This is a genomic window from Microbacterium sp. BR1 (assembly GCF_002812725.1).
GTDB lineage: Bacteria > Actinomycetota > Actinomycetes > Actinomycetales > Microbacteriaceae > Microbacterium.
In genome coordinates, this window is the sequence record NZ_NMUN01000003.1 from 313,226 (window position 1) to 338,547 (window position 25,322).

Annotated in this window: 22 protein-coding genes; 10 read left to right on the top strand and 12 right to left on the bottom strand. The window is 68.6% G+C overall.

Translation table 11 applies throughout. The features are described from left to right. Positions 1–17 precede the first annotated feature (17 nt). The 3 genes from CGU35_RS04135 to CGU35_RS04145 all read right to left on the bottom strand — a co-directional run bounded on the left by CGU35_RS04135 (position 18) and on the right by CGU35_RS04145 (position 3,209). A complete protein-coding gene (locus CGU35_RS04135; protein WP_198519515.1) occupies positions 18–1,664 on the bottom strand; it encodes a Mur ligase family protein in 1,647 nt (548 codons plus the stop codon). Between the two features lie 135 nt (positions 1,665–1,799). Further along, positions 1,800–2,513, bottom strand: a complete 714-nt coding sequence (locus tag CGU35_RS04140; RefSeq protein ID WP_100810326.1) for a YcnI family protein — start codon at positions 2,511–2,513, stop codon at positions 1,800–1,802. 87 nt (positions 2,514–2,600) lie between these two features. Next, the gene (locus CGU35_RS04145; protein WP_100810327.1) at positions 2,601–3,209 is read right to left on the bottom strand and encodes a hypothetical protein; all 609 of its coding nucleotides are present in this window, start codon (positions 3,207–3,209) and stop codon (positions 2,601–2,603) included. A gap of 124 nt (positions 3,210–3,333) precedes the next feature. Here CGU35_RS04145 and CGU35_RS04150 point away from each other — a divergent pair, with 124 nt between their 5' ends. Then, a complete protein-coding gene (locus CGU35_RS04150; protein ID WP_100810328.1) occupies positions 3,334–4,713 on the top strand; it encodes a M50 family metallopeptidase in 1,380 nt (459 codons plus the stop codon). 127 nt (positions 4,714–4,840) lie between these two features. Here the strand turns inward: CGU35_RS04150 and CGU35_RS04155 are convergent, their stop codons facing one another. After that, positions 4,841–6,766, bottom strand: a complete 1,926-nt coding sequence (locus tag CGU35_RS04155; RefSeq protein ID WP_100810329.1) for an anthranilate synthase family protein — start codon at positions 6,764–6,766, stop codon at positions 4,841–4,843. A gap of 203 nt (positions 6,767–6,969) precedes the next feature. On the opposite strand from CGU35_RS04155, the gene CGU35_RS04160 reads away from it, so the two are divergent. Beyond that, complete coding sequence (locus CGU35_RS04160) at positions 6,970–7,248, top strand: 2TM domain-containing protein (RefSeq protein WP_100810330.1); 279 nt, start codon at positions 6,970–6,972, stop codon at positions 7,246–7,248. A 46-nt stretch (positions 7,249–7,294) separates the two neighbouring features. Next, complete coding sequence (ispG, locus tag CGU35_RS04165; protein ID WP_181003414.1) at positions 7,295–8,446, top strand: flavodoxin-dependent (E)-4-hydroxy-3-methylbut-2-enyl-diphosphate synthase; 1,152 nt, start codon at positions 7,295–7,297, stop codon at positions 8,444–8,446. Between the two features lie 36 nt (positions 8,447–8,482). On the opposite strand, the gene CGU35_RS04170 is transcribed toward ispG, so the two are convergent. From CGU35_RS04170 to CGU35_RS04180, 3 genes are all read right to left on the bottom strand, one after another. Then, complete coding sequence (locus CGU35_RS04170; protein ID WP_100810331.1) at positions 8,483–9,949, bottom strand: maltokinase N-terminal cap-like domain-containing protein; 1,467 nt, start codon at positions 9,947–9,949, stop codon at positions 8,483–8,485. After that, positions 9,946–11,715: a maltose alpha-D-glucosyltransferase gene (gene treS, locus CGU35_RS04175; RefSeq protein ID WP_198519516.1), complete on the bottom strand. Its 1,770-nt coding sequence runs from the start codon at positions 11,713–11,715 to the stop codon at positions 9,946–9,948. Before treS ends, CGU35_RS04170 begins: the two co-directional genes overlap by 4 nt. 263 nt (positions 11,716–11,978) lie before the next feature. Then, positions 11,979–12,920, bottom strand: coding sequence for a linear amide C-N hydrolase (locus CGU35_RS04180; protein ID WP_157813886.1), 942 nt, complete (start codon positions 12,918–12,920; stop codon positions 11,979–11,981). A 107-nt stretch (positions 12,921–13,027) separates the two neighbouring features. Here CGU35_RS04180 and CGU35_RS04185 point away from each other — a divergent pair, with 107 nt between their 5' ends. Together CGU35_RS04185 and CGU35_RS04190 are read left to right on the top strand one after the other, a co-directional pair. After that, positions 13,028–14,020 carry a hypothetical protein gene (locus CGU35_RS04185; protein ID WP_157813887.1) on the top strand — a complete coding sequence of 331 codons (993 nt, stop codon included), beginning with the start codon at positions 13,028–13,030 and terminating at the stop codon, positions 14,018–14,020. A gap of 140 nt (positions 14,021–14,160) precedes the next feature. Beyond that, the gene (locus CGU35_RS04190) at positions 14,161–15,939 is read left to right on the top strand and encodes a proline--tRNA ligase (protein WP_100810390.1); all 1,779 of its coding nucleotides are present in this window, start codon (positions 14,161–14,163) and stop codon (positions 15,937–15,939) included. Here CGU35_RS04190 and CGU35_RS04195 read toward each other — a convergent pair. After that, positions 15,936–16,550 (bottom strand): acetate uptake transporter family protein, encoded by a 615-nt coding sequence (locus CGU35_RS04195; protein WP_100810334.1) that lies wholly within the window; start codon positions 16,548–16,550, stop codon positions 15,936–15,938. The two genes, CGU35_RS04190 and CGU35_RS04195, sit on opposite strands and share 4 nt — an antisense overlap. A gap of 116 nt (positions 16,551–16,666) precedes the next feature. Between CGU35_RS04195 and ppk2 the strand changes: the two genes are divergently transcribed. Both ppk2 and CGU35_RS04205 read left to right on the top strand, forming a co-directional pair. Further along, entirely contained in the window at positions 16,667–17,575 is a 909-nt protein-coding gene (gene ppk2 / locus CGU35_RS04200) for a polyphosphate kinase 2 (protein WP_232711140.1), read from the top strand. 47 nt (positions 17,576–17,622) lie between these two features. Next, positions 17,623–19,455 (top strand): lipase family protein, encoded by a 1,833-nt coding sequence (locus CGU35_RS04205; RefSeq protein ID WP_100810335.1) that lies wholly within the window; start codon positions 17,623–17,625, stop codon positions 19,453–19,455. 13 nt (positions 19,456–19,468) lie between these two features. Here the strand turns inward: CGU35_RS04205 and CGU35_RS04210 are convergent, their stop codons facing one another. Genes CGU35_RS04210 through CGU35_RS04225 form a run of 4 tightly spaced genes read right to left on the bottom strand, consistent with a single transcriptional unit; the run spans position 19,469 to position 23,555 of the window. Continuing rightward, positions 19,469–20,293, bottom strand: coding sequence for a DUF1206 domain-containing protein (locus CGU35_RS04210; protein ID WP_232711141.1), 825 nt, complete (start codon positions 20,291–20,293; stop codon positions 19,469–19,471). Then, the gene (locus tag CGU35_RS04215; protein WP_232711142.1) at positions 20,290–21,186 is read right to left on the bottom strand and encodes a DUF1206 domain-containing protein; all 897 of its coding nucleotides are present in this window, start codon (positions 21,184–21,186) and stop codon (positions 20,290–20,292) included. The genes CGU35_RS04210 and CGU35_RS04215 overlap by 4 nt, the downstream gene beginning before the upstream one ends. Before the next feature lie 41 nt (positions 21,187–21,227). Beyond that, entirely contained in the window at positions 21,228–22,736 is a 1,509-nt protein-coding gene (locus tag CGU35_RS04220) for an alanine/glycine:cation symporter family protein (protein ID WP_100810336.1), read from the bottom strand. Positions 22,737–22,781: 45 nt separating this feature from the next. Beyond that, on the bottom strand, positions 22,782–23,555 hold the full coding sequence (locus CGU35_RS04225) for an NADH:ubiquinone oxidoreductase subunit 4 (chain M) (RefSeq protein WP_100810337.1): 774 nt from the start codon (positions 23,553–23,555) through the stop codon (positions 22,782–22,784). A 105-nt stretch (positions 23,556–23,660) separates the two neighbouring features. Here CGU35_RS04225 and nusA point away from each other — a divergent pair, with 105 nt between their 5' ends. From nusA to CGU35_RS04240, 3 genes are all read left to right on the top strand, one after another. Next, entirely contained in the window at positions 23,661–24,650 is a 990-nt protein-coding gene (gene nusA / locus CGU35_RS04230; RefSeq protein ID WP_100810338.1) for a transcription termination factor NusA, read from the top strand. 72 nt (positions 24,651–24,722) lie between these two features. After that, positions 24,723–24,995: a YlxR family protein gene (locus CGU35_RS04235; protein WP_100810339.1), complete on the top strand. Its 273-nt coding sequence runs from the start codon at positions 24,723–24,725 to the stop codon at positions 24,993–24,995. A 55-nt stretch (positions 24,996–25,050) separates the two neighbouring features. Then, on the top strand, positions 25,051–25,322 hold a 272-nt coding region (locus CGU35_RS04240; RefSeq protein ID WP_232711143.1), incomplete at its 3' end, for a translation initiation factor IF-2 N-terminal domain-containing protein.

Below are 25,322 nucleotides of genomic sequence, written 5' to 3' on the forward strand. Positions count from 1 at the left end.
CGATCCGGAACGCCGTCTCAGTCGGTGTACGGCACCGGCCAGTGCGGATCGGGCACGGGCCAGCCGCGCGCCTTGAGCGCCCGGCGCGCCAACTCGCGCGCCGAGTAGGGCGTGCGGACCCCGCGGATGTCGCGATAGTCCTGGTGTCCGGGCCCGGCCCACAGGATCGCGTCGCCCTCGCCGACCAGGTCGACCGCGGCCTCGATGGCCCGCTCGGGCGGCGAGAACTCGTAGATCTCGGCGTCCGGTCTCGCCCGCCGCGCTCCCTCGATGAGGGTCGCGCGGATCGAGTCCGGGTTCTCGAAGCGCGGATGGTGATCGGTGACGACCAGGATGTCGCTGCCCTGCACGGCCGTCCGCCCCATGTCGTGCCGCTTGGTGGTGTCACGGTCGCCGTCGGCGCCGAACAGCATCAGGACGCGTCCGGGCGTGACACGGCGGACCGCGGCGAGGGTCTTCTCGAAGGCATCGGGGGAGTGGCCGAAATCGACGAAGACGGCCGGCCCGCGGTCGCCCGAGACGCGTTCGGTGCGACCGGGGAGATACGCATGGATGGTGCCGTCGCGCTCGAGCGCCTCGACGATCCGACCCCACGCATAACCCGCCTCGCGCAGCATGACGATCGCCAGGCCCGCGTTCGCGGCCATGTGCGGCCCGATGACCGGAACGGTCGTCGTGAGCTCGCCGTCGGGGCCGGACAGCGTGAAGCGCGTTCCGGTCTGCGCCTCGTCGTGGATCGTGACGGTCCAGTCGGCGGCTGCGGCGGCCTCGGGATCCACGGCGATCGCGGGCGTCCCGATCGTCACGACCGGGATGCCCGCACTCGCGACGAACTCGGCCCCGGCGGCCGAATCGAGCGCGACGACTCCCCGGCGTGCGCGGTCGGGTTGGAAGAGCGGCAGCTTCGCCTCGAGGTACGCCCGCATGTCGGGATAGTCGTCGAGGTGGTCGTGCGTGAGGTTCGTGAATGCCGCGACGTCGAACATCAGGCCGTCGACGCGGTGGCGGCTGAGCGCCTGCGCGCTGACCTCGACCGCGACGGCTTCGACGCCGCGCTCGCGCATCAGGGCGAGCAGCGCGTGGAACTCGGATGCCTCGGGCGTCGTGAGTCGCGACACGATGACCTCGCCCGCGATGTGCCTCTCGGCGGTGGAGCTCAGTCCCACGGTCACGCCGAGCTGCTCGAGGATCCCGGCCAGCAGATGTGACGTACTGGTCTTGCCGTTCGTGCCCGTGGTGCCGAGCAGGATCGGCAGGTCATCGCCCGGACCGGTGCCGTAGACCCAGGCCGACAGATCGCCCAGCATCGCGCGAGGGTTCTCGACCACGATGATCGGCAGACCCGCATCGGCCGCGATCTCGGCGCCTGCGGCATCCGTGATCACCGCGACGGCACCCTTTTCGGCGACCTGCGCGGCGAATTCGGCGCCGTGACGGTTGACGCCCTGGATAGCCACGAACGCCTCGCCCGGCCGCAGGTCGGCGGTCGCGAGGGTGATGCCCGAGACGGTGGCGTCGGCGATGTCGCCGTGCACGGCTGTCGCATACCGATCGGCGAGTTCCTGCAGGGAGCGGGCGGGCGGATTCTCGGGCCGCAGCACCGGCGGAAGCAGCGAGGCACCCGGCGAGGAGTCAGACTCTGGTTCAGAGGCGGGTGTCGTCATGGCGCCTCCATCTAATCAGACGAGAGCACGGATGCCTCGGCGCCGTGCTCCGGCCCGCCGCCCGGCGCGGGGCGCGCCGGGCTCCGGCCCGGTCCCCGCGCGGAGAGCACCGGGCCGGAGCATCCGGGTCGCGCGTCAGCTGCGCGCGCGACGGAACGCGAGCAGGGCGACGACCAGCGCGCTGGCGCCGAGCACGAGTCCCGCTCCGCCGAGCACGAGAGGCAGCGCCGAGACGTCGCTCGAATCACCCGCGGCCTCGGCGTCGGAGGCGTGCTCCGTGTCCGAATGATCCGATCCGTGCTCGTCCGATGCGGCCTCGCCGACGGTCACCGTGGGCGCCGGTGCGTCGAGCGAGTGCGGATCGACGCCGGCGTCGGCGATCTCGGCCCAGTTGGTGTTTCCGACCTCGCACACCTGGTCGACCGGGAACGCGAGAGTCTCACCCGCGGCGCTCTCGGAGTACTTCACACCGAGAACGAGGGCCGCGCGTAGTCCGTCCGCGACGGGCTGCTGCGCCGTGTAGGTCACGAGCGATACCGGCCCGTTTTCGCCATCGCGCTCGACGGCGATGTCCCAACCGGCCGCGATCGTCGGCGTCACCGAGTCGAGACCTTCCGGGATCGTGATCGCGAGCGACTTCGTGGGCGAGCCGTCGCAGCCGTGGCTGAAGGCGAACGTCAGCGTGCCGTAGCCGCCCGCGTTCGCGGAGTCGGGAGTAGCTGTGACGTGTGCCTGCGCAGCCAGGGGAGCGGCGACGACGAGGGCCGCCGCGGCGAGGACGACGGCCGCCGCGCGGGCGCCGAAACGACGGCGTGCGGAACGGGTGGGTGCAGGGGTCGTGCTGTTCATAGTCGAAAGATCTCTCTGTGGACGCCGCGCGGCGATGAGCCGCCACGACGGATTCGTGGGGAACGCGCGAGCGGATTGCCCGGCGGACTATGCGACGCTGGCGTCGCCCCACGGCAGAGGTGGCCCGCGGCGGCGGACCACGCCGCGAGCGATACGGAGGAGAGGCGCGGGCGCGTCCGTGAAGATCGCGCGCGGGATGGCTAGCGGGCCGGATGCCGTTACGGTGGCCCGGTCGAGCAGGCGGAGCGTCCACGCGGCGACGGTGCGAAGCATCCGTTCCCCGGCGAACAGCAGGACGAACGAGGCGATTGCGGCGAGCACATGCGCGGTCAGCATGGGGGGAGAGGGCAGGACGAGCTGAGCGATGGACCCGGCGGTATCGATGGCGACCTGACCGTGCGCGTGCGGTGCGTTGCCCGGCAAGGAGCCGCTCGCGGGGGTGCCGACGCTCGAGGTGAGTGCGAAGACGACGTGCAGCGCCGTCTGCGCGACGATGACGGCCGCCGCGAGTCCCGCGGGATGCGGACGACGCCCGACGAGCGCGGTCGTCACGGGCCAGGCGAGGGCCGAGACGGCGAGCAGGACGGCGAGGCTCGGTGCGGTGCCCCCACCGATCGTGTGCGACACGGCGGCGAGGAGCACGGCGATCGTGGCGGCGGATGCACCGCGGAGCGCGCGCAGTTGGCGTGTGCGCATGCCCGGCCCCCCTCCGATCGTCCGCTTACCCTGTCGACAACTTTAGCCGCGCCATGAGTGCTCTCCCGCCGGAGCCATACGCCCCTCGGGGCGGGTTCCAAGCAACCGGCGGTAGCGTGGGCCCGTGACCGTGCTCACTTTCGTCATCGGCCTGCTGGTCATCGTCGTCGGCCTGGCGATCTCCATCGCTCTGCATGAGGTCGGGCATCTGCTCCCCGCCAAGCTCTTCGGCGTGCGCGTCGGCCGGTACATGATCGGCCTCGGCCCGACCCTGTGGTCCCGGCGATTCGGCGAGACCGAGTACGGCATCAAAGCCCTCCCGATCGGCGGGTACATCTCGATGGCGGGCATGTACCCCCCGACCCCCGCGGAGCGCGAGGCCGAGACCGCGGCTGCACGGGACGCGGGAGGCGAAGGTGCGGTCTCGAGGCCGCGCCCAGGACGTGCCGCGGGGATGTTCGCGGCGATGATCCAGGACGCGCGCGTCGCCAACGAAGAGACCATGATCGGCACCGCGGACTCGCGGACCTTCTACCGTCTGCCCGTCTACAAGCGGATCATCATCATGCTCGGTGGACCGGTCATGAACCTCCTGCTCGCCATCGTGCTGTTCACGCTGGTCTTCAGCGGCATCGGCGTGCAGACCGCCTCGACCTCGGTCGCCGCCGTCAGCGAATGCGTCGTCGCGGCCGGATCCACGCAGACCGAGTGCGCGCCCGGCGACCCGGCCAGTCCCGCCGCGGCGGCCGGCATCCTGCCGGGCGATCGCATCCTGTCGATCGATGGAACAACGGTCGAGTCCTTCGACGAGGTATCCGCGATCATTCGGGACAACCCCGGCACGCGCCTGAGCTTCGAGATCGAGCGTGATGGTGCACGGCAGACGCTTGCCGTCACGCCGCTGCTGGCGGAGCGGCCCGTCTATGACGACACCGGCATGCCGGTGCTGGATGCGAACGGCGTCGCCGAGACGCAGGACGTCGGCTTCGTGGGAATCACCCCCGCCAACGAACTGCAGAGTCAGCCGATCTGGACCGGCCCCCAGACCGCCATCGAGAACGTCGGTGCCGTCGTCGGCATCGTCGCGCAGCTGCCGGTGAAGCTCTACGAGACCGGCGTCGCCCTGTTCACGGGCGGAGAGCGCGACCCCAACGGTCCGATGAGCGTCGTCGGCGTGGGTCTGATCGCGGGAGAGGTCGCGTCGACGGATGCACCGATCCTGAGCCGCGTCTCGGTGCTGCTCGGCCTGCTCGGCTCGCTCAACATCGCGCTCTTCGTCTTCAACCTGGTGCCGCTCCTGCCTCTCGACGGCGGCCATATCGTCGTCGCGCTGTGGGAGGGCGTGAAGAAGACCTGGGCGCGCGTGTTCCGCCGCCCGCCGCCGAAGCCCGTCGACGCGACCAAGCTCGTGCCGGTCACCTTCGTGGTCGTGATCCTGCTGATCGCGATGGGCGCGCTGTTGCTGCTCGCCGACGTGTTCAACCCGATTCAGCTGTTCAACTGACCCGCGCCCGGTTTCCGTCACCACTTGGGGCGCTGAAACCCCGTTGGGGCGCGGAGGCTCGCGCCCCAACGGGGTTCTGACGCCCCGAGTGGTGCGCTGGCCTGGCTCAGCGAGCCGGGGGAACGGATCAGGCGTCGACGGGGGCGAAGGCCTGCGCGATCAGCCGCTCGAGCGTCTCGATGCCGTCGCGCGACAGGATCGACTCGAGGTGGCCCTGTACCGACGCATACCCCGGTCCGCGCATCGCGTAGACGTCACCGGATGCCGGGTCGGCCGCGATCTCGGTGGCTCCCAACCGCGTCGTCCCGGGCTCGACCCGCACCGTGAACGTGTTGTAGAACCCGATCGAGGCGCGCTGGCCGAAGATGTCGACGTTCAGCTGCAGTCCCTGGTGCGGACGCGTGAGCGGCGCCAGCGTCAGCCCGAGGGTGTTCGCCAGGATCTGGTGGCTCAGGCACACCGCGAGCAGCGGCTTCCCCGAGGCCAGACGAGCCGACACGATCTCGCGCATGCGACGCATCCGCGGGCTGTCGTCGAGCGGGTCGCCCGGACCCGGCCCGGCGATCAGCAGCCCGGTATCGGATGCCTCGGCATCCGTCACCTCCGACCAGTGCGCGATGCGCACGGAAAGTCCCAGGTGGCGGAGCTGATGCGCGAGCATCGTCGTGAAGCGGTCCTCGGCGTCGACGACGAGCGCACTGCGTCCGGCGAACGGGCCCGAGGCATCGACGTCCTGCGGGTTCAACCAGAACGGCGCGAGCCGCGAGTTGCGCGAGGCGAGCAGGGTCGCGATCGTGGGGTCGTCCGCGAGCGGGACGCGCGGCGTGGTCGGTGCATCGGGATCCGCGACGGGCGCGGGCGCGCTCTCGCGCGGGACCGCGCCGATCGCGCCGAGCAGGCCCGCCGCCTTGCCGTGCGTTTCGCCCACCTCCCCGTAGGGGTCCGAGTGGCGCACGAGCGTCGCGCCCACCGGCACGCGCAGGCGGCCGTCGACGAGATAGGCCGTGCGGATGAGGATCGGTGCGTCGAGGTCGTGCTCATCGCCGTTCGGGGTGAACAGCGCGGCCACGCCGGAGTAGTAGCCCCGGGCGGTCGTCTCGTGCCGGCGGATCACCGTGCACGCGTTCTGCATCGGTGAGCCCGTCACGGTCGGCGCGAACATCGTCTCGCGCAGGATGTCGCGGGGGTCGAGCGTGCTGCGCCCGCGGAGCATGTACTCGGTGTGCGTGAGGCGCGACATCTCCTTCAGATGCGGACCCGTGATGCGGCCACCGTCCGAGCAGACCGCGCTCATCATCTTCAGCTCCTCATCGACGACCATGAAGAGCTCTTCGGTCTCTTTGGTGTTCTCGAGGAATGCCGTCAGCGCTTCGGGGGTCGAGCCGCCGGCGGGATGCCGGAACGTGCCCGAGATGGGGTTCATCGTGACGACACCACCGCTGGCGCTGACGTGCGCCTCGGGGCTCGCGCCGACGGCGACGTGCCCCGGTGTGGCGATCGCGAAGGTCCAGTAGGCGCCTCGCTCGTGCTCGAGCAGAGCTCGGAACCAGGTCAGGGCGCTCTCGCGCGGGTCGGCGTCGATGCGCGCGGTGAAGTCGCGTCGGATGACGAAGTTCGCCCCCTCACCGCGTCCGATCTCTTCGGCGATCACGTCGCGCACGATCTCGGCGTAGTCCTCGTCACTCACGTCGAACCCGGTGTCGTGCAGGGGCACGGGGGTCGCGGGCAGGACGCGCATGGCCTCGTCGCGCGAAATCGTGCCGCGCTCCGACACGATGACGCAGCGCAGCGGCGCGCCGTCGTCATGGCATTCGAAGCCGCGTTCGCGCACCTGTCGGTACGGAACCAGCGCGAGGACCTCCTGCGGTGAGCCGTCCGCGTCCGTGAGGGGGATGTCTGCGAGCAGCTCGACATCGACGACGGTGCCCGTGAGGACTTCGACATCCGCACCATCGCGCGCGATCAGGACGAGGGGGCGGTCGTCCGCGGATTCGCGCAGGCGCTGCAGCAGTTCGCTGCCATCCGCATCACTGGGGGGGCGATGGCCGGTCATCGTGGGTCCTTCGGCTCGGCCCGGCGGGGCGGTCGCTCAACGAAAAGACCGCCACGGCGGGCGGTCTGGATTCGTGGAAACGCGAACACACCGCCTAAGAGGCGGGCCACCAGGAGCGGTTCGCGGACATGCCGTCACGATAGCACGCACGACACGCGACCTCTTCCTGTCGGTCCGCGCGGGCCACCCCTAAGCTTTTCGCCATGAGCGACGATCTCCGCGGGCGTGCCATCAGCAGTCTCAAGGCCAAGGGCCACTTCTGGCAGGCACTGATCACGTGGGTGGTGCTGAGCCTTCTCTTCGTGTTGATCTGGGCCTTCTCTGGCGGGGCATCGGACGGATTCGAGGGCTTCTGGCCGATCTGGCCGATCGCGGGAATCGCGCTCGGCGTGATCTTCACCGGTATCCGCGCCTTCGGCGCCGGCGCGGGTGGGCCGAGCGAAGGTCGGATCCAAAGCGAGATGAAGCGCCTCTCTGAGTGACCTGGGAGCGGGCCGTGCCCGTGCCCGACCCGCGTAGGCTGGGTCCGTGCCAGCAGTGAATCTCGGAATGCCGAAGGTGCCGGATGTTCTCGCGCCGCGTCGGAAGAGTCGACAGATCCGCGTCGGCAAGGTGCTCGTCGGCGGGGATGCGCCGGTCAGCGTGCAGTCGATGTGCACCACGCCGACGACGAACATCAACGCGACGCTGCAGCAGATCGCCGAACTGACGGCATCCGGCTGTGAGATCGTGCGCGTCGCCGTGCCCTCGCAGGACGACGCAGACGTGCTCCACATCATCGCGAAGAAGAGCCAGATCCCGGTGATCGCCGACATCCACTTTCAGCCGAAGTACGTGTTCCAGGCGATCGATGCCGGGTGTGCCGCCGTGCGCGTCAACCCGGGCAACATCCGCAAGTTCGACGACCAGGTGGGTGCGATCGCCGCCGCGGCGAAGGCCGCCGGCGTATCGCTGCGCATCGGTGTGAATGCCGGATCCCTCGACCCGCGCCTGCTGCAGAAGTACGGCAAGGCGACTCCCGAGGCGCTCGCCGAGAGCGCGCGCTGGGAGGCATCCCTCTTCGAAGAGCACGACTTCCACGACTTCAAGATCTCGGTCAAGCACAACGACCCCGTCGTGATGGTCAAGGCGTATCGCCTGCTCGCCGAGATGGGCGACTGGCCGTTGCACCTCGGTGTCACCGAGGCCGGACCCGCATTCCAGGGCACGATCAAGTCCGCGACGGCCTTCGGCATCCTGCTCGGCGAGGGCATCGGCGACACGATCCGTGTCTCGCTTTCGGCTCCACCCGCCGAAGAGGTCAAGGTCGGGCACCAGATCCTGCAGTCGCTTAACCTGCGTGAGCGCAAGCTCGAGATCGTCTCGTGCCCCTCGTGCGGTCGAGCTCAGGTCGACGTCTACACGCTCGCCGACGACGTGACCGAGGGTCTGAAGGACATGACGGTCCCGCTCCGCGTCGCCGTCATGGGTTGCGTCGTCAACGGTCCGGGCGAGGCTCGCGAGGCCGACCTGGGTGTCGCATCCGGCAACGGCAAGGGACAGATCTTCGTCAAGGGTCAGGTCATCAAGACGGTTCCGGAGTCGGAGATCGTCGCGACGCTGATCGAAGAGGCCAACCGTCTCGCGGATGAGATGGGCCCCAACGCTGCTCCGGGCACCGCGCAGGTCGTCACGGCCTGAGCGGCCCCGCGCCCCTGCGGAATGTGACCGCGGGCTCTACTCGCCGTCGATACGCGCGAGTGCGGCGAGCGGGATTCCGATCCATGCCGGGCGGTTGCGCTTCTCGTAGACGACCTCGTATACCGCCTTGTCCGCAACGTATGCGGTGAGCAGCACACGACGCTCGTCCGTGCTGGTATCGTCCGTGCGGGTCTCGTGCGTGCTCGTATCGTCGTCGCTCGCCGCTCCGGCGATCACCCCGACGTAGCCGTTGATGAAGTGGCTACGGGCGCGTGAGGACCACTCGGCTGCTCGCTCCGCCCGCAGCGCCCACTCGTCGTCGTCGATGATCCGGCCGGTGCCCACGAGCGACATCTCCACGACCCCGGGGGCATAGTCGAACGAGCGCAGCATTCCGGCGACGTCGCGCCACGGCGAGTCGGGCAACGCCCGCTCCGCGAACGGGCGGCCCGGTTCGCCCTCGAAATCCACGAGCCGCCATCCCCGGGATGTCCTGAGTGTCTGACCGAGATGCAGATCGCCGTGCACCCGCTGCACATCCAGACCCTCGAGCGCCGCCACCGCGGAGTACGTCGCTCGGAGGCGAGCCGCGTGGGGTTCGATCTCGGGCACGACGCGCAGCGCGTGATCCAGTCGTTCGGTCATGGCTCGCGCCAGCTCCGCGGTGGTCTCGGCCCCCCGCCGCCCGGCGGGGAAGCGCTCGCGCAGCAGCGCGTGCACCTTCGCGAGGGCTTCGCCGAGGCGCGCAGCCTCTCCCGCGAAGTCGCCACCCGAGTCATCCGGTTCCTGTTCGAGATCGACGAGCAACGTGCGCACGCTCGCCATCGCGAGCTCGAAACCGTCGGTGGCGGTACGCAGGAACTCCTGCAGCATCGCCAGTTGGATGACCTCGCCATCGACGGTCGTCTCGACCCAGCCGAACAACTCGGCGATGTACTCCGAGTGGCCGCGGGTGAGCTCCTCATGGATCTCGATATCGGGATTCACGCCAGGACTGAGCTTGCGGAAGATCTTCATCATCGCGGTCTCGTCGAAACGGACCGACGAGTTCGACTGCTCGCCCGTCATGGGCGAAGGCCGTAGCTCCGGATCGAGCGGCTCGCCGCCGGGCAGCCGGTGGAATCTCAGACCATCGACATCCGCGCCACCGGTGGGCTCTGCTGCGATGAAAGCGTCCAACCAGAGAGCCATGGCATCCCGGTCGTGGACGGCGTCGTAGAGATGCCGCTGTCGACCATCCACCTCGATCGCGCCCACGTAGGCGTGGCCGATCCGGTCCTCGATCTCGTCGTACCCGGCCAGGGGCACCTGATAGAGCTCGGTTCCTCCGACCTCGTCGGAGTAGGCCACGGTGACGAGGTAGACGGTCGCGCTCGGCCGCTCGGGTGCCGACAAGTCGGCCAGCACGCGGACCCGCGACACCTGGAACGGGCGTCCCTTGCCACCGAACCACCGCGTTCGTACCAGGTAACCCTCGAGAAGGGCATGATCGATCGCGCTCACAGCAACCCCACTTCCTCTGACTCCGTCGCCGGCTCGTGCAGTTGGAACCAGTAGAACCCGTGGCCTCCCAGCGTCAACAGGTAGGGCAGCTCGCCGATTCGGGGGAAGGGGGCTCCGCCGATCAGCTCGACGGGCACCATGCCCTCGAAACGTCGCATGTCGAGCTCCACCGGCTGCGGGAACTGCGACAGATTGTTGACGCAGACGATCACGTCGACCGTGCCGTCCTCGTTCGTGTGCTCGCGGGAGTACGACAGCACCGACGGGTTCGATCCGCCCAGGTCGTTGAAGCTCCCGAGCCCGAACGCGGGATGGCGTTTGCGCGCCTGGATCATCTGTCGCGTCCAGTGGAGGAGCGACGAGCGGTCCTCCTGCTGCGCCTCGACGTTGACGGCGAGGTATCCGTAGACCGGGTCCTGGACGATCGGACGATCCAGCTTGCCGGGATTCGCGGTCGAGAATCCCGCGTTGCGATCGGATGTCCACTGCATGGGAGTGCGTACGCCATCGCGGTCGCCGAGCCAGATGTTGTCGCCCATGCCGATCTCGTCGCCGTAGTACAGCACGGGTGACCCGGGGAGCGAGAGCAGGAGCGCGGTGAAGAGCTCGATGCGGTCGATGTCGTTGTCGAGCAGCGGCGCGAGGCGGCGCCGGATGCCGATGTTGGCCTTCATGCGCGGATCCTGCGCGTACTCGTTCCACATGTAGTCGCGGTCTTCGTCCGTGACCATCTCGAGCGTGAGCTCGTCGTGGTTGCGCAGGAAGATGCCCCACTGGCATCCGGAGGGGATCGAGGGCGTCTCGGCCAGGATCTCGCTGATCGGGAACCGCGACTCCCGACGCACCGCCATGAAGATGCGGGGCATCACCGGGAAGTGGAAGCACATGTGACACTCATCGCCCCCGACATCCGGGTCGCCGAAATAGTCGACGACGTCGGCCGGCCACTGGTTCGCCTCGGCCAGCAGCACCCGGCTCGGGTACTCGGCGTCGACGATTCGGCGCACCTTCTTCAGGAACTCGTGCGTCTCGGGCAGGTTCTCGCCGTTCGTGCCGGGTCGTTCGTAGAGGTACGGCACGGCATCGAGCCGGAACCCGTCGAGGCCCATGTCGAGCCAGAACCGCATGGCGTCGATCATCGCCTCGTGCACCCTCGGGTTGTCGAAGTTGAGGTCGGGCTGGTGGGAGAAGAACCGGTGCCAGTAGTACTGCTTGCGCACCGGGTCCCACGTCCAGTTGCTGGGCTCGGTGTCGACGAAGATGATCCGGGCATCCTCGTACAGCTCGTCGGTGTCGCTCCAGACGTAGAAGTCGCCGAACGGGCCATCCGGGTCGTTGCGGCTGGCCTGGAACCACGGGTGCTCGTCGCTGGTGTGGTTCATGACGAAGTCGATGATCACGCGGATGTCGCGCTCGTGCGCGGCGTCGAGGAACTCCTGGAAGTCCGCCACCGTGCCCAGCTCGGGCAGGACGCCGGTGTAGTCGGCCACGTCATAGCCGTCGTCGCGCAACGGTGACGGGAAGAACGGCGGAACCCACAGACAGTCGACGCCGAGCCACTTCAGGTAGTCGAGCTTGTCGATCAGGCCGCGGAAGTCGCCCGTGCCGTCGCCGTCGCCGTCCTTGAACGAGCGCACGAGCACCTCGTAGAAGACCGCCGTCTTGAACCACTCCGGCTCGGGGCTGCCCGGGGTATCGGGGAACGGCTCCTGCGTCATGATCGGGATCGACGCCGTATACGGAGCGGGTTCTGCGGGAGCAGTCATGCGTTCGTCCTCATGTTCAGGATGCGGTCGGCGCTGGTCCTACGCGTACGAGGTGGCGGGCGATGAACCACCTCTCTAAACCTGTCACAGGCGTGCTCTGAGCGCGATCATCCGGGCACCCGTTGCGCCGTGCTGGGCGTTGCTGTATTGGCCTGGCGCGGGCCTCCGCTCCGGCGTCCCGTGCGCGGCGAACTGTCACGAACCGCTGCATCCGTTGCTCGCATCGAGCGTTTCGTGCCAGCTCGACGGCTGTAGGTAGCTCCCTAGTACCGCAGGGCGGCGGGTTCGAGGCGGGATGTCTCATCGCCGACCAGCGACGTGTCGCGCGGGTCGAGGCGGAGGACGCCGGTGGTGCCTGCGAGGGCGGGCAGGTCGATCCAGAAGATCCCGGGGCTGCGCGTCGAGCCGAAGTAGTACGTGCGGTTGGTCAGGTCCGCTGCCGAGCGCCACCAGGTCGGGTACACGCCGCCGTCCGCGTAGGGCGCGCCGTACGGCACGGAGACGTTGGCGATCAACTGCACGACCCCGGCCACGGCCTCGTCGATGCCCGTGGGTTCGGGCAGGTAGTGCAGGAAGTAGGAGGCGCGCACGAAGCGGTCTTGCGACGTGATGTCACCGGGCGGCGGGAGTTCGCCGCCGAACGGGCGGTAGCGCGCGAGATTCTCGAGTTGGCGGTCGAGCGTGGGGGAGTTCGCCATGACGGTGAATTCGCGGCCGTGGTGCACGACCATCCGGCCGTCGATCGGCTCGATGATCGCGGAGTCGCCGGTGCTGTCCTCCAGGGCGATGTGCACCCCGAAGGTCTCGCCGCGCAGGGGAGGGGCGACGATCCGGATGTCTTCTGCCGCGGCGACGGCATCCGCGACGGTGGCGAAATTGTCCACCAGATACTGCACCCACATGGTGTGGGCGACCGCCGGGCGTTCGTCGGCGGCGGGGAACGAGACATCCGTCGGGTCCAGGTATAGGGCGTGGGCCGCGAGCCCCGCGTCGTTCAGGCCGTCGACCGTGCCGATGCCCCACATACTGATGACGACGTTCGCGTGCTGCGAGACCCAGGTGTGGGATCCTTCGCCGGCGTCGCCCGAGCGGTGCTGACCGGCCGGGACGTACCAGAGCTCGGGTTCGTCGCTGACGGCCCAGTCCATGCAGCGGGCCACGGTCTTGGCGATGCGGTTGTCGTTCCAGAAGATGCGGGTGCACACGCGCGTGAGCCTAGCGGGAGCGATGCGGACACACGCGTGATCGGATCGTAGTTTGCTGACCGGCATACGGCTCGATCAAGGCCCGGAGCGGCTCATAGGGTCGAAGGATGACGAAACTCCCACGCCGAGCGATGGCATCCTTCATGGTTGTCTCCGCCCTCATGCTCAGCGCGTGCGCAGCCGAACCCGAGAGGAGTTCGTCGTCGTCCCCGACGCCCACGCCGACGCCGTCCCAAAGCCCGAGCCCCACACCGACGCCGGAGCCGATCGCGCAGGCGTTCGGAGGGGACTGTGCTGAAATGCTCTCGGATGCCGAGGTTTCGGACCTGTTCGGCCCCCCGATCGAACTCGATCCCGTGCGCGAGGCGCGCCAGCGGATCGCGGAGGAGGCATCCGTGATCCGCGAAGGCGGCATCGTCTGCAACTGGGTGTTTGATCAGGTGGGTCTGGGTGTCGTAGTGCTGCCCGTGTCGGTCGTGCCTCCGGAGTTGCACGTCTCGGTGCCGGAAGAAGCGTGCATGAGCGGGTTCACGGATTGCAGCTGGCGCACCGTGTCGGGACCTTGGTGGATGGAGACGACGGAATGGCCGACATCGTCGTACGAGACCTGGGCTGAGAGCCCCGAGCGTGTGGAGGCGCTCTCACAGATGATTGCCCCGCGGGTCCTGGCATGGAGCCCACCGGCCGTCGGCGGCGCGGCGGAACCGTTGCTCGACTGCACAGAACTTCTCGCGGCGGTGAACGCGGCGGTGCCGGCCGCGGGTCTCGTCGAGAGCGGCTGGGGGATCGCGGGGCTGGAGGCGATCGCGCTGATGACGAACATCGTGGAAAGCTGTGCGTGGAGTAACGAGAGCGGCATCATCTCGCTTCGGGTGCAGCGAGACGTCGGTGCGCCGGACTCGGCTGACCTCCGCACCGTCGGCGCCGAGGAATACTCGCTCCCGAACGGAGTGCTCGGTCATCTGGTCATGTTGGCGCCGGAATACGGAACGCTGGTCGCCACGGCTGGCGACACGCGCGTCGCGATCAGCGGGGACAGCGTTGCCAACGACGAGCAGGGCACAGCGGCCATCCTCGCGGCCGTGCTCGACGCGCTCTGAGCGAATCGAGCTGTCACGAAACGCTCAATCTTGAGCGCATTTCGAGCAGTTCGTGACGGTTCGGCAGGAAAGAGAGTCACGGAGCGCGCCGAAACGAGGGCGCAGGGGCCGAGGCATCCGCGCGCCTAGACTTGACGATCGTGGTCACCCGTCTCTCGCACTACTTCCTCCGCACGCTCCGTGAGGACCCCGCCGATGCCGAAGTCACGAGCCATCGGCTGCTCGTGCGCGCCGGATACATCAGGCGCCAAGCGCCCGGCGTCTTCGCCTGGCTGCCGCTGGGGCTGAAGGTCAAGGCCAAGATCGAGGCCGTCGTCCGGGAGGAGATGGCGAACGCCGGGGCGTACGAGGTGCACTTCCCCGCGCTGCTGCCGCGCGAACCGTACGAGGTCACGGGCCGCTGGGAGGAGTACGGCGACGCGCTGTTCCGCCTGCAGGACCGCAAGGGCGCCGACTACCTGCTCGCGCCCACGCACGAAGAGGTCTTCACGTTGCTCGTGAAGGACCTGTACTCGTCGTACAAGGACCTGCCCCTGTCGATCTACCAGATCCAGGACAAGTACCGCGACGAGGCGCGGCCCCGCGCCGGCCTCCTGCGCGGCCGAGAGTTCACGATGAAGGACGCCTACTCCTTCGACTACACCGACGCCGGGCTCGACGCGAGTTACCAGGCCCAGCGGGATGCCTACGAGCGCATCTTCACGCGCCTCGGACTCGAGTACGTGATCGTGCAGGCGGATGCCGGGGCCATGGGCGGCTCGCGCAGTGAGGAGTTCCTGCACCCCACCGCGGTCGGCGAGGACACGTTCGTCCGCTCAGACGGCGGGTACGCGGCCAACGTCGAGGCCTTCACGACGCTCGCGCCCGAGCCGATCCCGTTCGACGGGCTGCCCGAGCCCGTCATCTTCGACTCGCCGAACACCCCGACGATCGCCACGCTCGTCGACCACGCGAACGCCCACCTCGAAGCCCCGGCTGAGGGGGAGTGGACTGCCGCGCACACGCTCAAGAACGTCGTGCTCGCCCTGACGCACCTCGACGGTACGCGCGAGCTCGTCGTGGTGGGTCTGCCCGGCGACCGCGACGTCGACGACAAGCGCGTCGAGGTCGCCTTCGCCCCCGCCGCCGTCGAGGCCGCGACCGAGGCGGACTTCGAGAAGCACCCGCTGCTCGTCAAGGGCTACATCGGCCCCTGGTCGCCCACGGGTGCGATCCTCGGGTCCGAATCCGCCACCGACATCCGTTACTTCCTCGATCCTCGCGTCGTCGACGGCACGTCGTGGATCACCGGCGCGAACGCGCACGAGAAGCACGTGCACTCGCTCGTCGCGGGGCGCGACTTCGCGGCCGACGGTTTCGTCGAGGTCGCCACGGTGCGCGAGGGAGACCCGGCACCGGATGGCTCGGGCCCGGTCAACCTCGCCCGCGGCATGGAGATCGGTCACGTCTTCCAGCTCGGCCGCAAGTACGCCGAGGCGTTGGGCCTGAAGGTGCTCGACGAGAACGGCAAGCTCGTCACGGTCACGATGGGTTCGTACGGGATCGGCGTGACCCGCATCCTCGCGATCATCGCGGAGCTGAACAACGACGACAAGGGCCTGATCTGGCCCGCGTCCGTCGCTCCCTTCGACGTGCACGTCGTCGCGACGGGGCGGGATGCCGTGGCGTTCGATCTCGCCGCGTCCATCGCCGATCAGCTCGAGACGGCGGGCCTCGATGTCCTCTACGACGACCGTCCGAAGGTGTCGCCGGGCGTGAAGTTCGGTGACGCGGAACTCATCGGTGTGCCGCGCATCCTGATCGTCGGGCGCGGGGCGGCCGAGGGTCAGGTCGAGCTCTGGGATCGTCGCACGGGTGACCGCGAGGTCGTGTCGGTCGCCGACGCGTTGGCGCGGCTGAGCGCCTCAGCGCGCGGCTAGGACTCCGGATCGCGTGAACCGCGAAGCCACGCCGGGCCGAGCGGCACGACCGAGCGGCCCATCGTGCGCACGATGAACTTCTCGACCAGCATGTAGGTCGCGAGACCGGATGCGACGATCAGCAGGACCGATCCCGCGGCCCCGAACGCCGTCGCGCCGCCGAACGCGGTCACGGACTGCAGCGCGAGCCCACCGGATACACACATCAGGGTGATGGGCAGCGCGCTGTTGTGCGTTGCGCCCGGGAACACGAAGAGCCCCGCCAGGACGGCGAACATGAGCGTGAAGACACCTCGCGCGGGACCGGCGACCTCGAAGAACCCGAGCTCGCCGCCGAGCAGGAACCCCGGCATGCAGAGCCAATACCAGCCGAAGGCGTTGTAGACGAGGAAGTGGAAGTCGTCGCCGATCGTGAACGACAGCATCCCCGCGATGATCTGCACGATCCCCCCGAAGATCGCGCCGACCCAGAACACCGAGCTGTCGTCGTGGACGCCGAGGTGCGCGAGCTGGGCGGTGAGGGTCGCGATCGCGAAACCGAGCAGCCCGATCAAGCCGGGGTCGGCGGTGCGGAACGATCGGAGGGGCGGCGGGGCCGGGGTCGTGGGCACGAGGCGACCGTAACCCAGAACGCCTCGCGCGCGAGGCGCCCGCGGCCGTGACTTTTGTTCGCCGCCCGTTCCCTGTCCGTCTACGGTCCGTTGGGTTCGGGGGCTAGTCTCACGACGTGACCATTCCTACCGGGCAGCAGTCGCTGCGTGAGTACATCGAGAACCTGCGACAGGAAGGCTACTACGTCGTCGGCGGACAGACGGGCGATCCCGATCTGGTGGATCCGATGGGCAATCCGGTCACGACCTGGCAGGAGGGTTACCCCTACGACACGCGGATCGACGCGGAGGAGTACGAGGACCAGAAGTACCTCCTGCAGATCGAACTGCTCAAGTTCCAGTACTGGGTGCAGGACACCGGGCACCGCGCGGTCATCGTGTTCGAGGGTCGCGACGCCGCGGGCAAGGGCAGCACGATCAAGCGGTTCATGGAGCACCTCAATCCGCGCGCGGCGCGCGTGGTCGCGTTGAACAAGCCGAGTGACAGCGAGTCCGGCCAGTGGTACTTCCAGCGATACGTTCAGCACATGCCGACCGCTGGCGAGATCGTCATGTTCGACCGCTCCTGGTACAACAGGGCGGGTGTGGAGCGCGTGATGGGCTTCTGCTCGACCGACGAGTACGAGGAGTTCATGCAGCAGGTTCCACAGTTCGAGAAGATGCTCGTCGAGTCCGGAACCTCGCTCACGAAGTTCTGGTTCTCGGTGTCGCAGACCGAGCAGCGCACGCGTTTCGCGCTGCGTCAGCTCGACCCGGTGCGTCGTTGGAAGCTCTCACCGATGGACCTCGAGTCCCTCGGACGCTGGGACGATTACACGGCCGCGAAGGATGAGATGTTCCAGCGCACCGACAAGGGTTTCGCGCGCTGGACGATCATCCGCTCGAACGACAAGCGGCGGGCGCGCCTGAACGCGATGCGCTACTTCCTGTCGCAATTCGAATACGAAGACAAGGATGCCTCGGTCGTCGGCGAGCCGGACCCCCTCCTGGTCCTGCGCGGAAAGCGTGACGAAGTCGGCGACTGAGCCGCGCGAGACCCGAGGTTCGCGGGAGCCCATCTAGCATTGCCTGAGTGACCCAGCAGCCCACGAACGCGAGCGCCCCCGTGCCGCGGCGCGGCGGGTTCAGTCGGCTCGTCGGCCACGCGCCGGCCTGGGTGGGCATCGCGGTCGGGCTGCCCCTGATTCTGCTCGGCGTATTCATCGTCACCCGGCCGCTGACATCCCTGTGGGTGCTGGCGATCTACATCGGGGTCAGCGCCATCGCGGCCGGTGTGATGGACCTGATCGCCCCGCGCGACGTCCCGCGCCGCGCGAACATCGTGCTCGCGATCCTCTGGATCGTCGGTGGTGGTGTGATCCTCTTCTGGCTCGGGCGCAACCTCGACCTGTTGCCGGAACTGATCGCTGCGCTGCTCGTTCTCGGTGGGCTCGGCGCATCCATCGGTGTCTCACGCGGCCGGGTGAGCGAGCGGGTGCTCGCCGCCGCATCTGCCGTGGCGCAGGTCGTGTTCGGTCTGCTGGCCCTGCTCTGGCCGGACGTCACCCTGCTCGTCGTCGCGATCGCCTTCGGGCTGCGGACCGTCGTGCTCGGTGGCGTGCTCACCTGGCGTTCCTCGCGCCGGATCCGCGGGCGCTCAGCGCGTCCGGGAGAGACCACCGGCAGTCGACGCGTGCTCGTCTGGGCCGCGGTGGGGCGCTACGCGCTCGCGGCGGTGCTGCTGGGGCTCGCCGGCGGATCCTGGTGGGTGAGTTCCTGGCTCGCAGACGGTGCCCCCGTGATCGACGCCTTCTACGACGCGCCCGCCGGGGCCCCGCCGAGTGCCCCGGGCGCGCTCCTGCGAGAGGGGGCGTACAGCGGACGCACACCGGTCGGCGGTGAGGTCAGGCGCATCCTGTACAGCACGACGGACGCGTTCGGCAGCCGCGCGCTCGCGAGCGGGTTGGTCATCTCGCCCACGGACCCGCCCATGGGGCCGCGTCCCGTCATCATCTGGAACCACGGAACGACCGGCGTCGCCCGCGGGTGCGCCCCGAGTCTCGCGGATGCCTCGGCCACGCGCTGGGCGATTCCCGCTATCGATCGGGCCCTCGCAGCGGGTTGGGTCGTCGTCGCGACCGACTACACGGGCCAGGGGGCTCCGGGCACTTTTCCGTACCTGATCGGTGAGGGAGAGGCGCGCTCGGCGCTCGACGCGGTGCGTGCTGCGGAGCACGTGGAGGGTCTGTGGCTGTCGTCCCGGGTCGTGGTGTGGGGGCACTCCCAGGGCGGGCACGCCGCGCTCTGGACGAGCCAGCTCGCACCCACCTACGCGCCCGAACTCAGCGTGCGGGGGACCGTGGCCATCTCGCCCGCGGCGGACCCGCTCGCGCTCGCCGAAGAGCTCGCTCGCACGCAGGACTCCGCGATCCTGTCCGTGCTCATCTCGTGGGTGCTCGTGCCCTATGCCGACACGTATCCCGATGTGTTGATCTCCGACTACGTCGCATCCGGTGGGCGCTCGATCGTCAGAGAGATGACGCAGCGCTGTCCGACGGAGCCGGGGGTGGTCGTGTCCGTGCTCGCGGCGCTGGGCGTCTCTGCCGATCGCCCCCTTTACGACACAGACTTGACGGTCGGGCCGCTGGGGGATCGGCTCGCGCAGAACGCGGCGACCGGGCCGTGGGAATCCCCCGTCCTGCTGGCCTGGGGCGGACAGGACGAGGTGATTCCGACGGCGCTGCACGAGCGATTCGTCGCCGAGAGGTGCGCCGAGGGGCAGCCGCTGCAGGTTCGCGTCTTCGATCGGATGGATCACACCGGCCCGATGCTGCCGCGCTCGCCGTTGCTGTCGACCATGATGCGGTGGACGCAGGCGCGGTTCGACGGCGTTCCCGTGGGGGCCGCGGCGAACGACTGCCCCTGATCGGTCGGCCCCCTCAGAGACGTGCGTAGCGGGCCCGGAAGAAGCAGTAGACCCCGTAGGCGATGAACCCGACGCCCGCGGCGCCGAGGAGCCAGGGCCCGAGGGGCAGGTCGATCAGGGCCGAGAGCGCCCGGTCCATCCCGCCGGCCTCCTCCGGATCGACCTGAATCGCGGCCGTGATGACCAGGACGCCGACGATGGCGAGGGCGATCCCCTTGGCGACGTATCCGGCGATGCCGAGAACCGTCACGATGCGACCCGTCGCGCCGCTCGGCATCCGGAGCTTCTCACGGAAGCTGCGGGTGACGCCCTTGAAGACGAATCCGGCCCCGACGCCGACGATGACCAGGCCGGCGATTCCCAGCAGGACGGGACCGCCGGGAAGCGAGAGCACGGTGCTGCTGGCGTTCTGGGCGCTCTCGTCGCCGCTCGATCCCGCGCCGAGTGCGACGGATGCCGCGCTGTAGCCGATGGCGACATAGACGACCGCCTTGGCCCACTCGCCGATCCGCTTCATCCAGCGCTTGCGCGCGTCGTCTACGTCCACGAGCACGCCCTTGACCAGATACCACAGGCCGAGAGCCGCGAGCCCGACGGCCAGGACCCAGAGCGCGACGAAGCCGAGCGGCGCCTCCGCGATGGCGCGGAAGGCGCCGGTCGGATCGGACTCGCCCCCACCCCCGCCGCCCCCGGCGCCGACTGCGAGCACGATCGCGCCGATGAGGAGGTGGATCACGCCGTTTGCCGCGTATCCGGAGCGCGCGAGCATCCGGAACGCGGGGTGTGATGCCGCCTTGCGAACGGTCCTCTGCGCGGAGTCAGCCATGTCGGGTGTCATTCCCCGAGCGTACGTGCGGGGACTCGGCCGGTGTGCCGGTTCTCGAGGCTCGACGTGCGCCGCGAAGCGTGCCGGGCGGGATCGGGCGAGAGTCGCGCATACCGGGCACGGAAGAGGCAGAAAACGCCATAGGCGATGAAGCCGATCCCGATGGATGCGACCAGGACGGGTCCGAGGGTGAGTCCGAGCAGCGCTGCGAGGGCGCCGTCGAGGCCTCCCGCCGTTGCAGCCTCGTCCCGGACAGCGGCGATGACCAGCAACACCGCCATCGCCGCGAGCGCCGCGCCTTTCGCGACGAACCCGACGATGCCGAGGATGTCGACGAGCCGTCCGAGAGCGCCCTCCGGGACCGAGACCTGCCCGCGGTAGCTGCGCCGGACGCCCATGGACAGGAACGAGATGCCGGTGGCGCCCACGCCGATACCGACCGCGATCAGGAGGAACGTTCCCCCGGGTATGTCGAGAACGCCGCGGCTGGCCTTCTCGGCGGCTTGCTCGCTGCTCAGGCGCGCGCCCAAGGCGATGGCCGCGGCGACCGTTCCGAACGCGGCGAAGACGACCGCCTGACCCCACTGGCCGACCCGACCGCCCCACTTCTTCAGGACGCTGTCGCCACGGACGAGGATGCCCTCGCCGATCTTCCACGCGGCGAGTGCGAAGAACCCCGCGGCGATGATCCAGAGCAGGGTGAAGCCGAGGGGGAGTGCGGCGATGGCGCGGAGGGCACCGGTCTGATCCGTCGCGGCATCTCCACCGAGGGCCACGATGAGCGCGATCACGCCGATCAGAGCATGGACGATGCCGCTCGAGACGTACCCGAGCCGTGCGAGCCCGCGGAACCAGGGCATCGTGGTCGCGTCGCGGGCGACGCGCTTCGGGGCCTCGGAGTCCATCGGCTCAGCCTAGGCGCGAGCCCGCCCCGTGGCCGCCTTCGTCAGAGCTTGGGAGCCCCGTGCAGGTGATCGCGATGCTTGCGCGCCTCGTGCTCCTTCTCGACGATGTCGATCGGGCCGGTGACGGAAAGCTCGTCCTCCCAGCATTCGATGCCCTCGACATCCGGCATGAGTGCCCGTGTGAAGACGGGATTGCGCCCCTCGCGGCGTTGCCGGGTGTAGTCCTTCAGCAGGCGGAACGCGATGCCCGAGAGCAGCGCGATCGCGATCAGGTTGGTCAGCGCCATCAGGCCCATGACCCCGTCGGCGAAGTTCCACACCAGGTCGGCCGTAACGACCGATCCGGCCAGAACCGCCAGTACGGCGAGGATGCGGTAGCCCACGAGCGCCCCGCGCTTGGTCGTGATGAACTCGATGTTCGACTCGCCGTAGTAGTAGTTGCCGAGGATCGAGCTGAACGCCAGCAGGAAGATGATGACGGTCAGGGCGATGTTCGACCACTCGCCGAGCGTCGATACGAGCGCCCCCTGGGTCAGGCCGATTCCCCTCGTGGCCGAGGTCAGGTCGGGCGCCGAGACCAGGATGATGAATGCCGTGATCGTGCACACGAGGAACGTGTCGAAGTAGACGCCCAGCGTCTGCACGAGTCCCTGCTTGACGGGGTGCGTGACCGCGGCACTCGCCCCGGCGTTCGGCGCCGATCCGAGTCCCGCCTCGTTCGAGAACATGCCGCGCTTGACCCCGGTGAGAACGATGTAGCCGAAGGCCGCGCCGACGACCTCGTTGAATCCGAACGCCTGCGTGAAGATCTGGGTGAACACCACCGGCAGCTGGTCGATGTGCAGCGCCACGACGGCGAGCCCGAGCAGCAGGTAGAGCAGGGCCATGGTGGGCACGAGTGCCTGCGTCACGGAGGCGATGCGACGGACCCCGCCGAAGATCACCAGCGCGGTCAGGAGGGTGATGCCGATACCGACGGCCCAGGGCAGCCAGGGTGCCGCGTCGTCACCGAGGCTTCCGCTGACCGTGGCCGAGATCGTGTTGGCCTGCAGGGACGAGAACGCGAAGGGGAAGCAGACGATCAGGATGATCGCGAACCAGATCCCGAGCCACCGCGCCTTCAGCCCCCGCTGCATGTAGTAGGCGGGGCCGCCGCGGAAGCCATCCGTGTCACGCACCTTGAACAGCTGGGCGAGCGATGACTCGATGAAGCTCGACGCCCCGCCGACGAAGGCCATGAGCCACATCCAGAAGATCGCCCCCGGGCCACCCAGCGCGATCGCGGTGCCGACACCGGCGATGTTGCCGACTCCGACGCGCGAGGCGGCCGAGATCGTGAACGCCTGGAACGCCGAGACCGACTGCGGCTCACCCGTCGCGGTCCGCGGCGTCCTGTCGGTGAGGGTGCGGAACATCTCGGGAATGAGCCGAAACTGGACGATACCGGAGCGTGCCGTGAAGTACAGGCCGAGCAGCACCACCACGGGGACGATGATCCAGGTCCAGAGGTTGTCGCCCCACGTCAGCAGCCAGTCGTTGATCTCATCCATGCGCACAGTATGTCCGGGAGGGAGCGCGATCGGGGGTAGCGCGGGCTATTCGAGACCGAACTGTTCGGAGATGTGCGCACGGATCTGCACGAATTCGGGCACGGCCCAGAAGAAGTCGAGCTTCTGCGCGAGCGGCGAGTCCGAATCCGGCTCCGCCTCGAGCACGAACGCCGCGAAGGACTCGGCGAAGTCCTCGGTGACGTTCGTCGCGGCGTAGTCGCTGACGAAGTCCTCCTCGTGCGCGGCGTAGAAGGCGTCCGCGACCTCGGCGTCGTCGTTGTCGGGACCGGGCGCCTCGTCACCGTAGGCGTCCCAGAAATCCGTCTGGAACGCGTAGATGAAGGACGTCGGCAGCGCGCATCCCTCGCTCAACTCGAGCGTGTCGCAGTCGCCGGATGGCTCGGGCACCTGGGCGACGTTGAGGCTCAGCACGTGCGCGTACTCGTGGATGAGGGTCTGCAGCAGGGTGTCGGCGTCGTCCGCGTAAGCGGCGTTCGCGACCAGCATCCACTCGGTGGGGTCGTCCAGATCGCGCGACACGTACGCCATGGTGTCGCTGTCGGCGGAATCGCCCACGCGATAGCTGTTGAAGGTGTCGGCCGCGACCGGTTCGGTCACGACGCCCACGAACATCGTCCAGATCTCGTCGGCCGGGCCGCTGGGTGCGGGCGACAGGGTCGCATCCGCACCGATGTCGTATACGTCGACGGCGCCGAGGTCGTCGTCCTCGGCCTGGATGTGGCTCGAGGTGGCACAGCCCGAAATCAGGAGCATGGCGGCGAACAGGGTGCTGGCAACGGCTGCGCGTCGGGAGTGCATGCGAACAGGGTATGGCCCTGGGACGATCGCCGATGTCATCCGGTAACGTAGGGGGGATGTCGACGCGCATGACGCGTCGACGAGAGCTGAATAGGGAGGTCTGAAGTGGACATCGATCTCGGACTGCTGAAGACGATCGAGCGCGAGAAGGAAATCCCCTTCGACGAACTCGTGAGCATCATCGAGCAGGCGATTCTGACCGCCTACGGAAAGCACACGTCGCCCTCGGGTGAGGTGCCCCCGGGCGCCCGGGTCGAGATGGACCGCAAGACCGGTCACGTCGGCGTGTTCATTCCGGTGACGGATGACGACGACGCCGTCATCGGCGAAGAAGAGACCACTCCCGACGACTTCGGCCGTATCGCCGCCTTCGCGGCCAAGCAGGTCATCGGCCAGAGGTTGCGCGACATCGCCGACGACGCCGTCTTGGGCGAGTTCAAGGGCAAGGAAGGCGACATCGTCGCCGGGGTCATTCAGCAAGGTCCCAACCCGCGCATGATCCACGTCGATCTCGGCTCGGTCGAGGCGATCCTGCCGCCCGAAGAGCAGTCGCCCGGCGAGGCCTACGCGCACGGCTCGCGCCTGCGCGTATACGTCACGAGTGTCGGCAAGGGTCCCAAGGGTCCCTCGATCACCGTGTCGCGCACGCACCCGGGCCTCGTGCGCAAGTTGTTCGCTCTCGAGGTTCCCGAGATCGCCTCGGGTCTGGTCGAGATCGTCTCGCTCGCACGCGAGGCCGGTCACCGCACCAAGATCGCGGTGCGGGCCAACGATCCCTCGATCAACGCGAAGGGCGCGTGCATCGGCGAGATGGGTCGCCGCGTTCGAGCCGTGACGGAAGAGCTCGGCGGAGAGAAGATCGACATCGTCGACTACGACCCCGAGCTCGCCAAGTTCGTCGGCAACGCGCTCTCGCCCGCGAAGGTCACGTCGAGCTTCATTCTGGATGCCTCCACCAAGGCCGTCCGCGCACTCGTCCCCGACTACCAGCTGTCGCTGGCGATCGGCAAGGAGGGCCAGAACGCACGTCTCGCCGCCAAACTGACGGGCGCGAAGATCGACATCCAGCCCGACAGCATTCTGGAGGACCGCTGACCGCGGGATCCGGAGGATCGCTGATCCCTGGCCGCATGCGTCGCGCCGAACGGCGTGAGCGGGAGGTGTAAGATGGAACCTGTACGGACGTGTGTCGGATGCCGCGCGCGTGCTCCCCGGTCGGCCCTCCTGAGGGTCGTCTCCATCGGTTCCATGCTCGTTCCCGACGAGCGTGCGACGATGCCGGGTCGGGGCGCGTGGGTGCACGAGACGCCCGCCTGCGTGGAGGCCGCACTGCGGCGCCGCGCGTTCGTGCGAGCACTACGCGTTTCGGGACCACTCGACGCGCAGACGTTAGAGAACAGGCTGAACGGCTATGGAAACAAAGTGAACGGCTCGAAATGAGTCCCGTCCGCGACTAACGGTCTGCCCTGCCTGGGTGGACCCAGACAGGAGAATTGTGGCTTCCAAACCACGCGTGCACGAGATCGCCTCAGAACTCGGCGTCGACAGCAAAGTTGCGCTGGCCAAGCTCAAAGAGCTCGGCGAGTTCGTGAAGAGCCCCTCGTCCACCATCGAGCCCCCCGTGGCTCGCAAGCTTCGCCAGGCGCTTCAGGCCGAGGGTGCAGCCGCACCCGCGGTCCCGGCGCCTGCCGCCGCGTCATCGTCACCGCGCCCCGCGGGTCGTCCCGGCCCCGTGCGTCCGGCGGCCCCGGCTGCTCCCGCTGCGGC

What these genes read in the sequence shown, in the direction of transcription:
- CGU35_RS04135 (WP_198519515.1), bottom strand. Translation starts at nt 1,664, where the DNA reads ATGACGACACCCGCCTCTGAACCAGAGTCTGACTCCTCGCCGGGTGCC.
- CGU35_RS04140 (WP_100810326.1), bottom strand. Translation starts at nt 2,513, where the DNA reads ATGAACAGCACGACCCCTGCACCCACCCGTTCCGCACGCCGTCGTTTC.
- CGU35_RS04145 (WP_100810327.1), bottom strand. Translation starts at nt 3,209, where the DNA reads ATGCGCACACGCCAACTGCGCGCGCTCCGCGGTGCATCCGCCGCCACG.
- CGU35_RS04155 (WP_100810329.1), bottom strand. Translation starts at nt 6,766, where the DNA reads ATGACCGGCCATCGCCCCCCCAGTGATGCGGATGGCAGCGAACTGCTG.
- CGU35_RS04160 (WP_100810330.1), top strand. Translation starts at nt 6,970, where the DNA reads ATGAGCGACGATCTCCGCGGGCGTGCCATCAGCAGTCTCAAGGCCAAG.
- treS (WP_198519516.1), bottom strand. Translation starts at nt 11,715, where the DNA reads ATGACTGCTCCCGCAGAACCCGCTCCGTATACGGCGTCGATCCCGATC.
- CGU35_RS04185 (WP_157813887.1), top strand. Translation starts at nt 13,028, where the DNA reads ATGACGAAACTCCCACGCCGAGCGATGGCATCCTTCATGGTTGTCTCC.
- CGU35_RS04210 (WP_232711141.1), bottom strand. Translation starts at nt 20,293, where the DNA reads ATGACACCCGACATGGCTGACTCCGCGCAGAGGACCGTTCGCAAGGCG.
- CGU35_RS04215 (WP_232711142.1), bottom strand. Translation starts at nt 21,186, where the DNA reads ATGGACTCCGAGGCCCCGAAGCGCGTCGCCCGCGACGCGACCACGATG.
- CGU35_RS04220 (WP_100810336.1), bottom strand. Translation starts at nt 22,736, where the DNA reads ATGGATGAGATCAACGACTGGCTGCTGACGTGGGGCGACAACCTCTGG.
- CGU35_RS04225 (WP_100810337.1), bottom strand. Translation starts at nt 23,555, where the DNA reads ATGCACTCCCGACGCGCAGCCGTTGCCAGCACCCTGTTCGCCGCCATG.
- CGU35_RS04235 (WP_100810339.1), top strand. Translation starts at nt 24,723, where the DNA reads ATGGAACCTGTACGGACGTGTGTCGGATGCCGCGCGCGTGCTCCCCGG.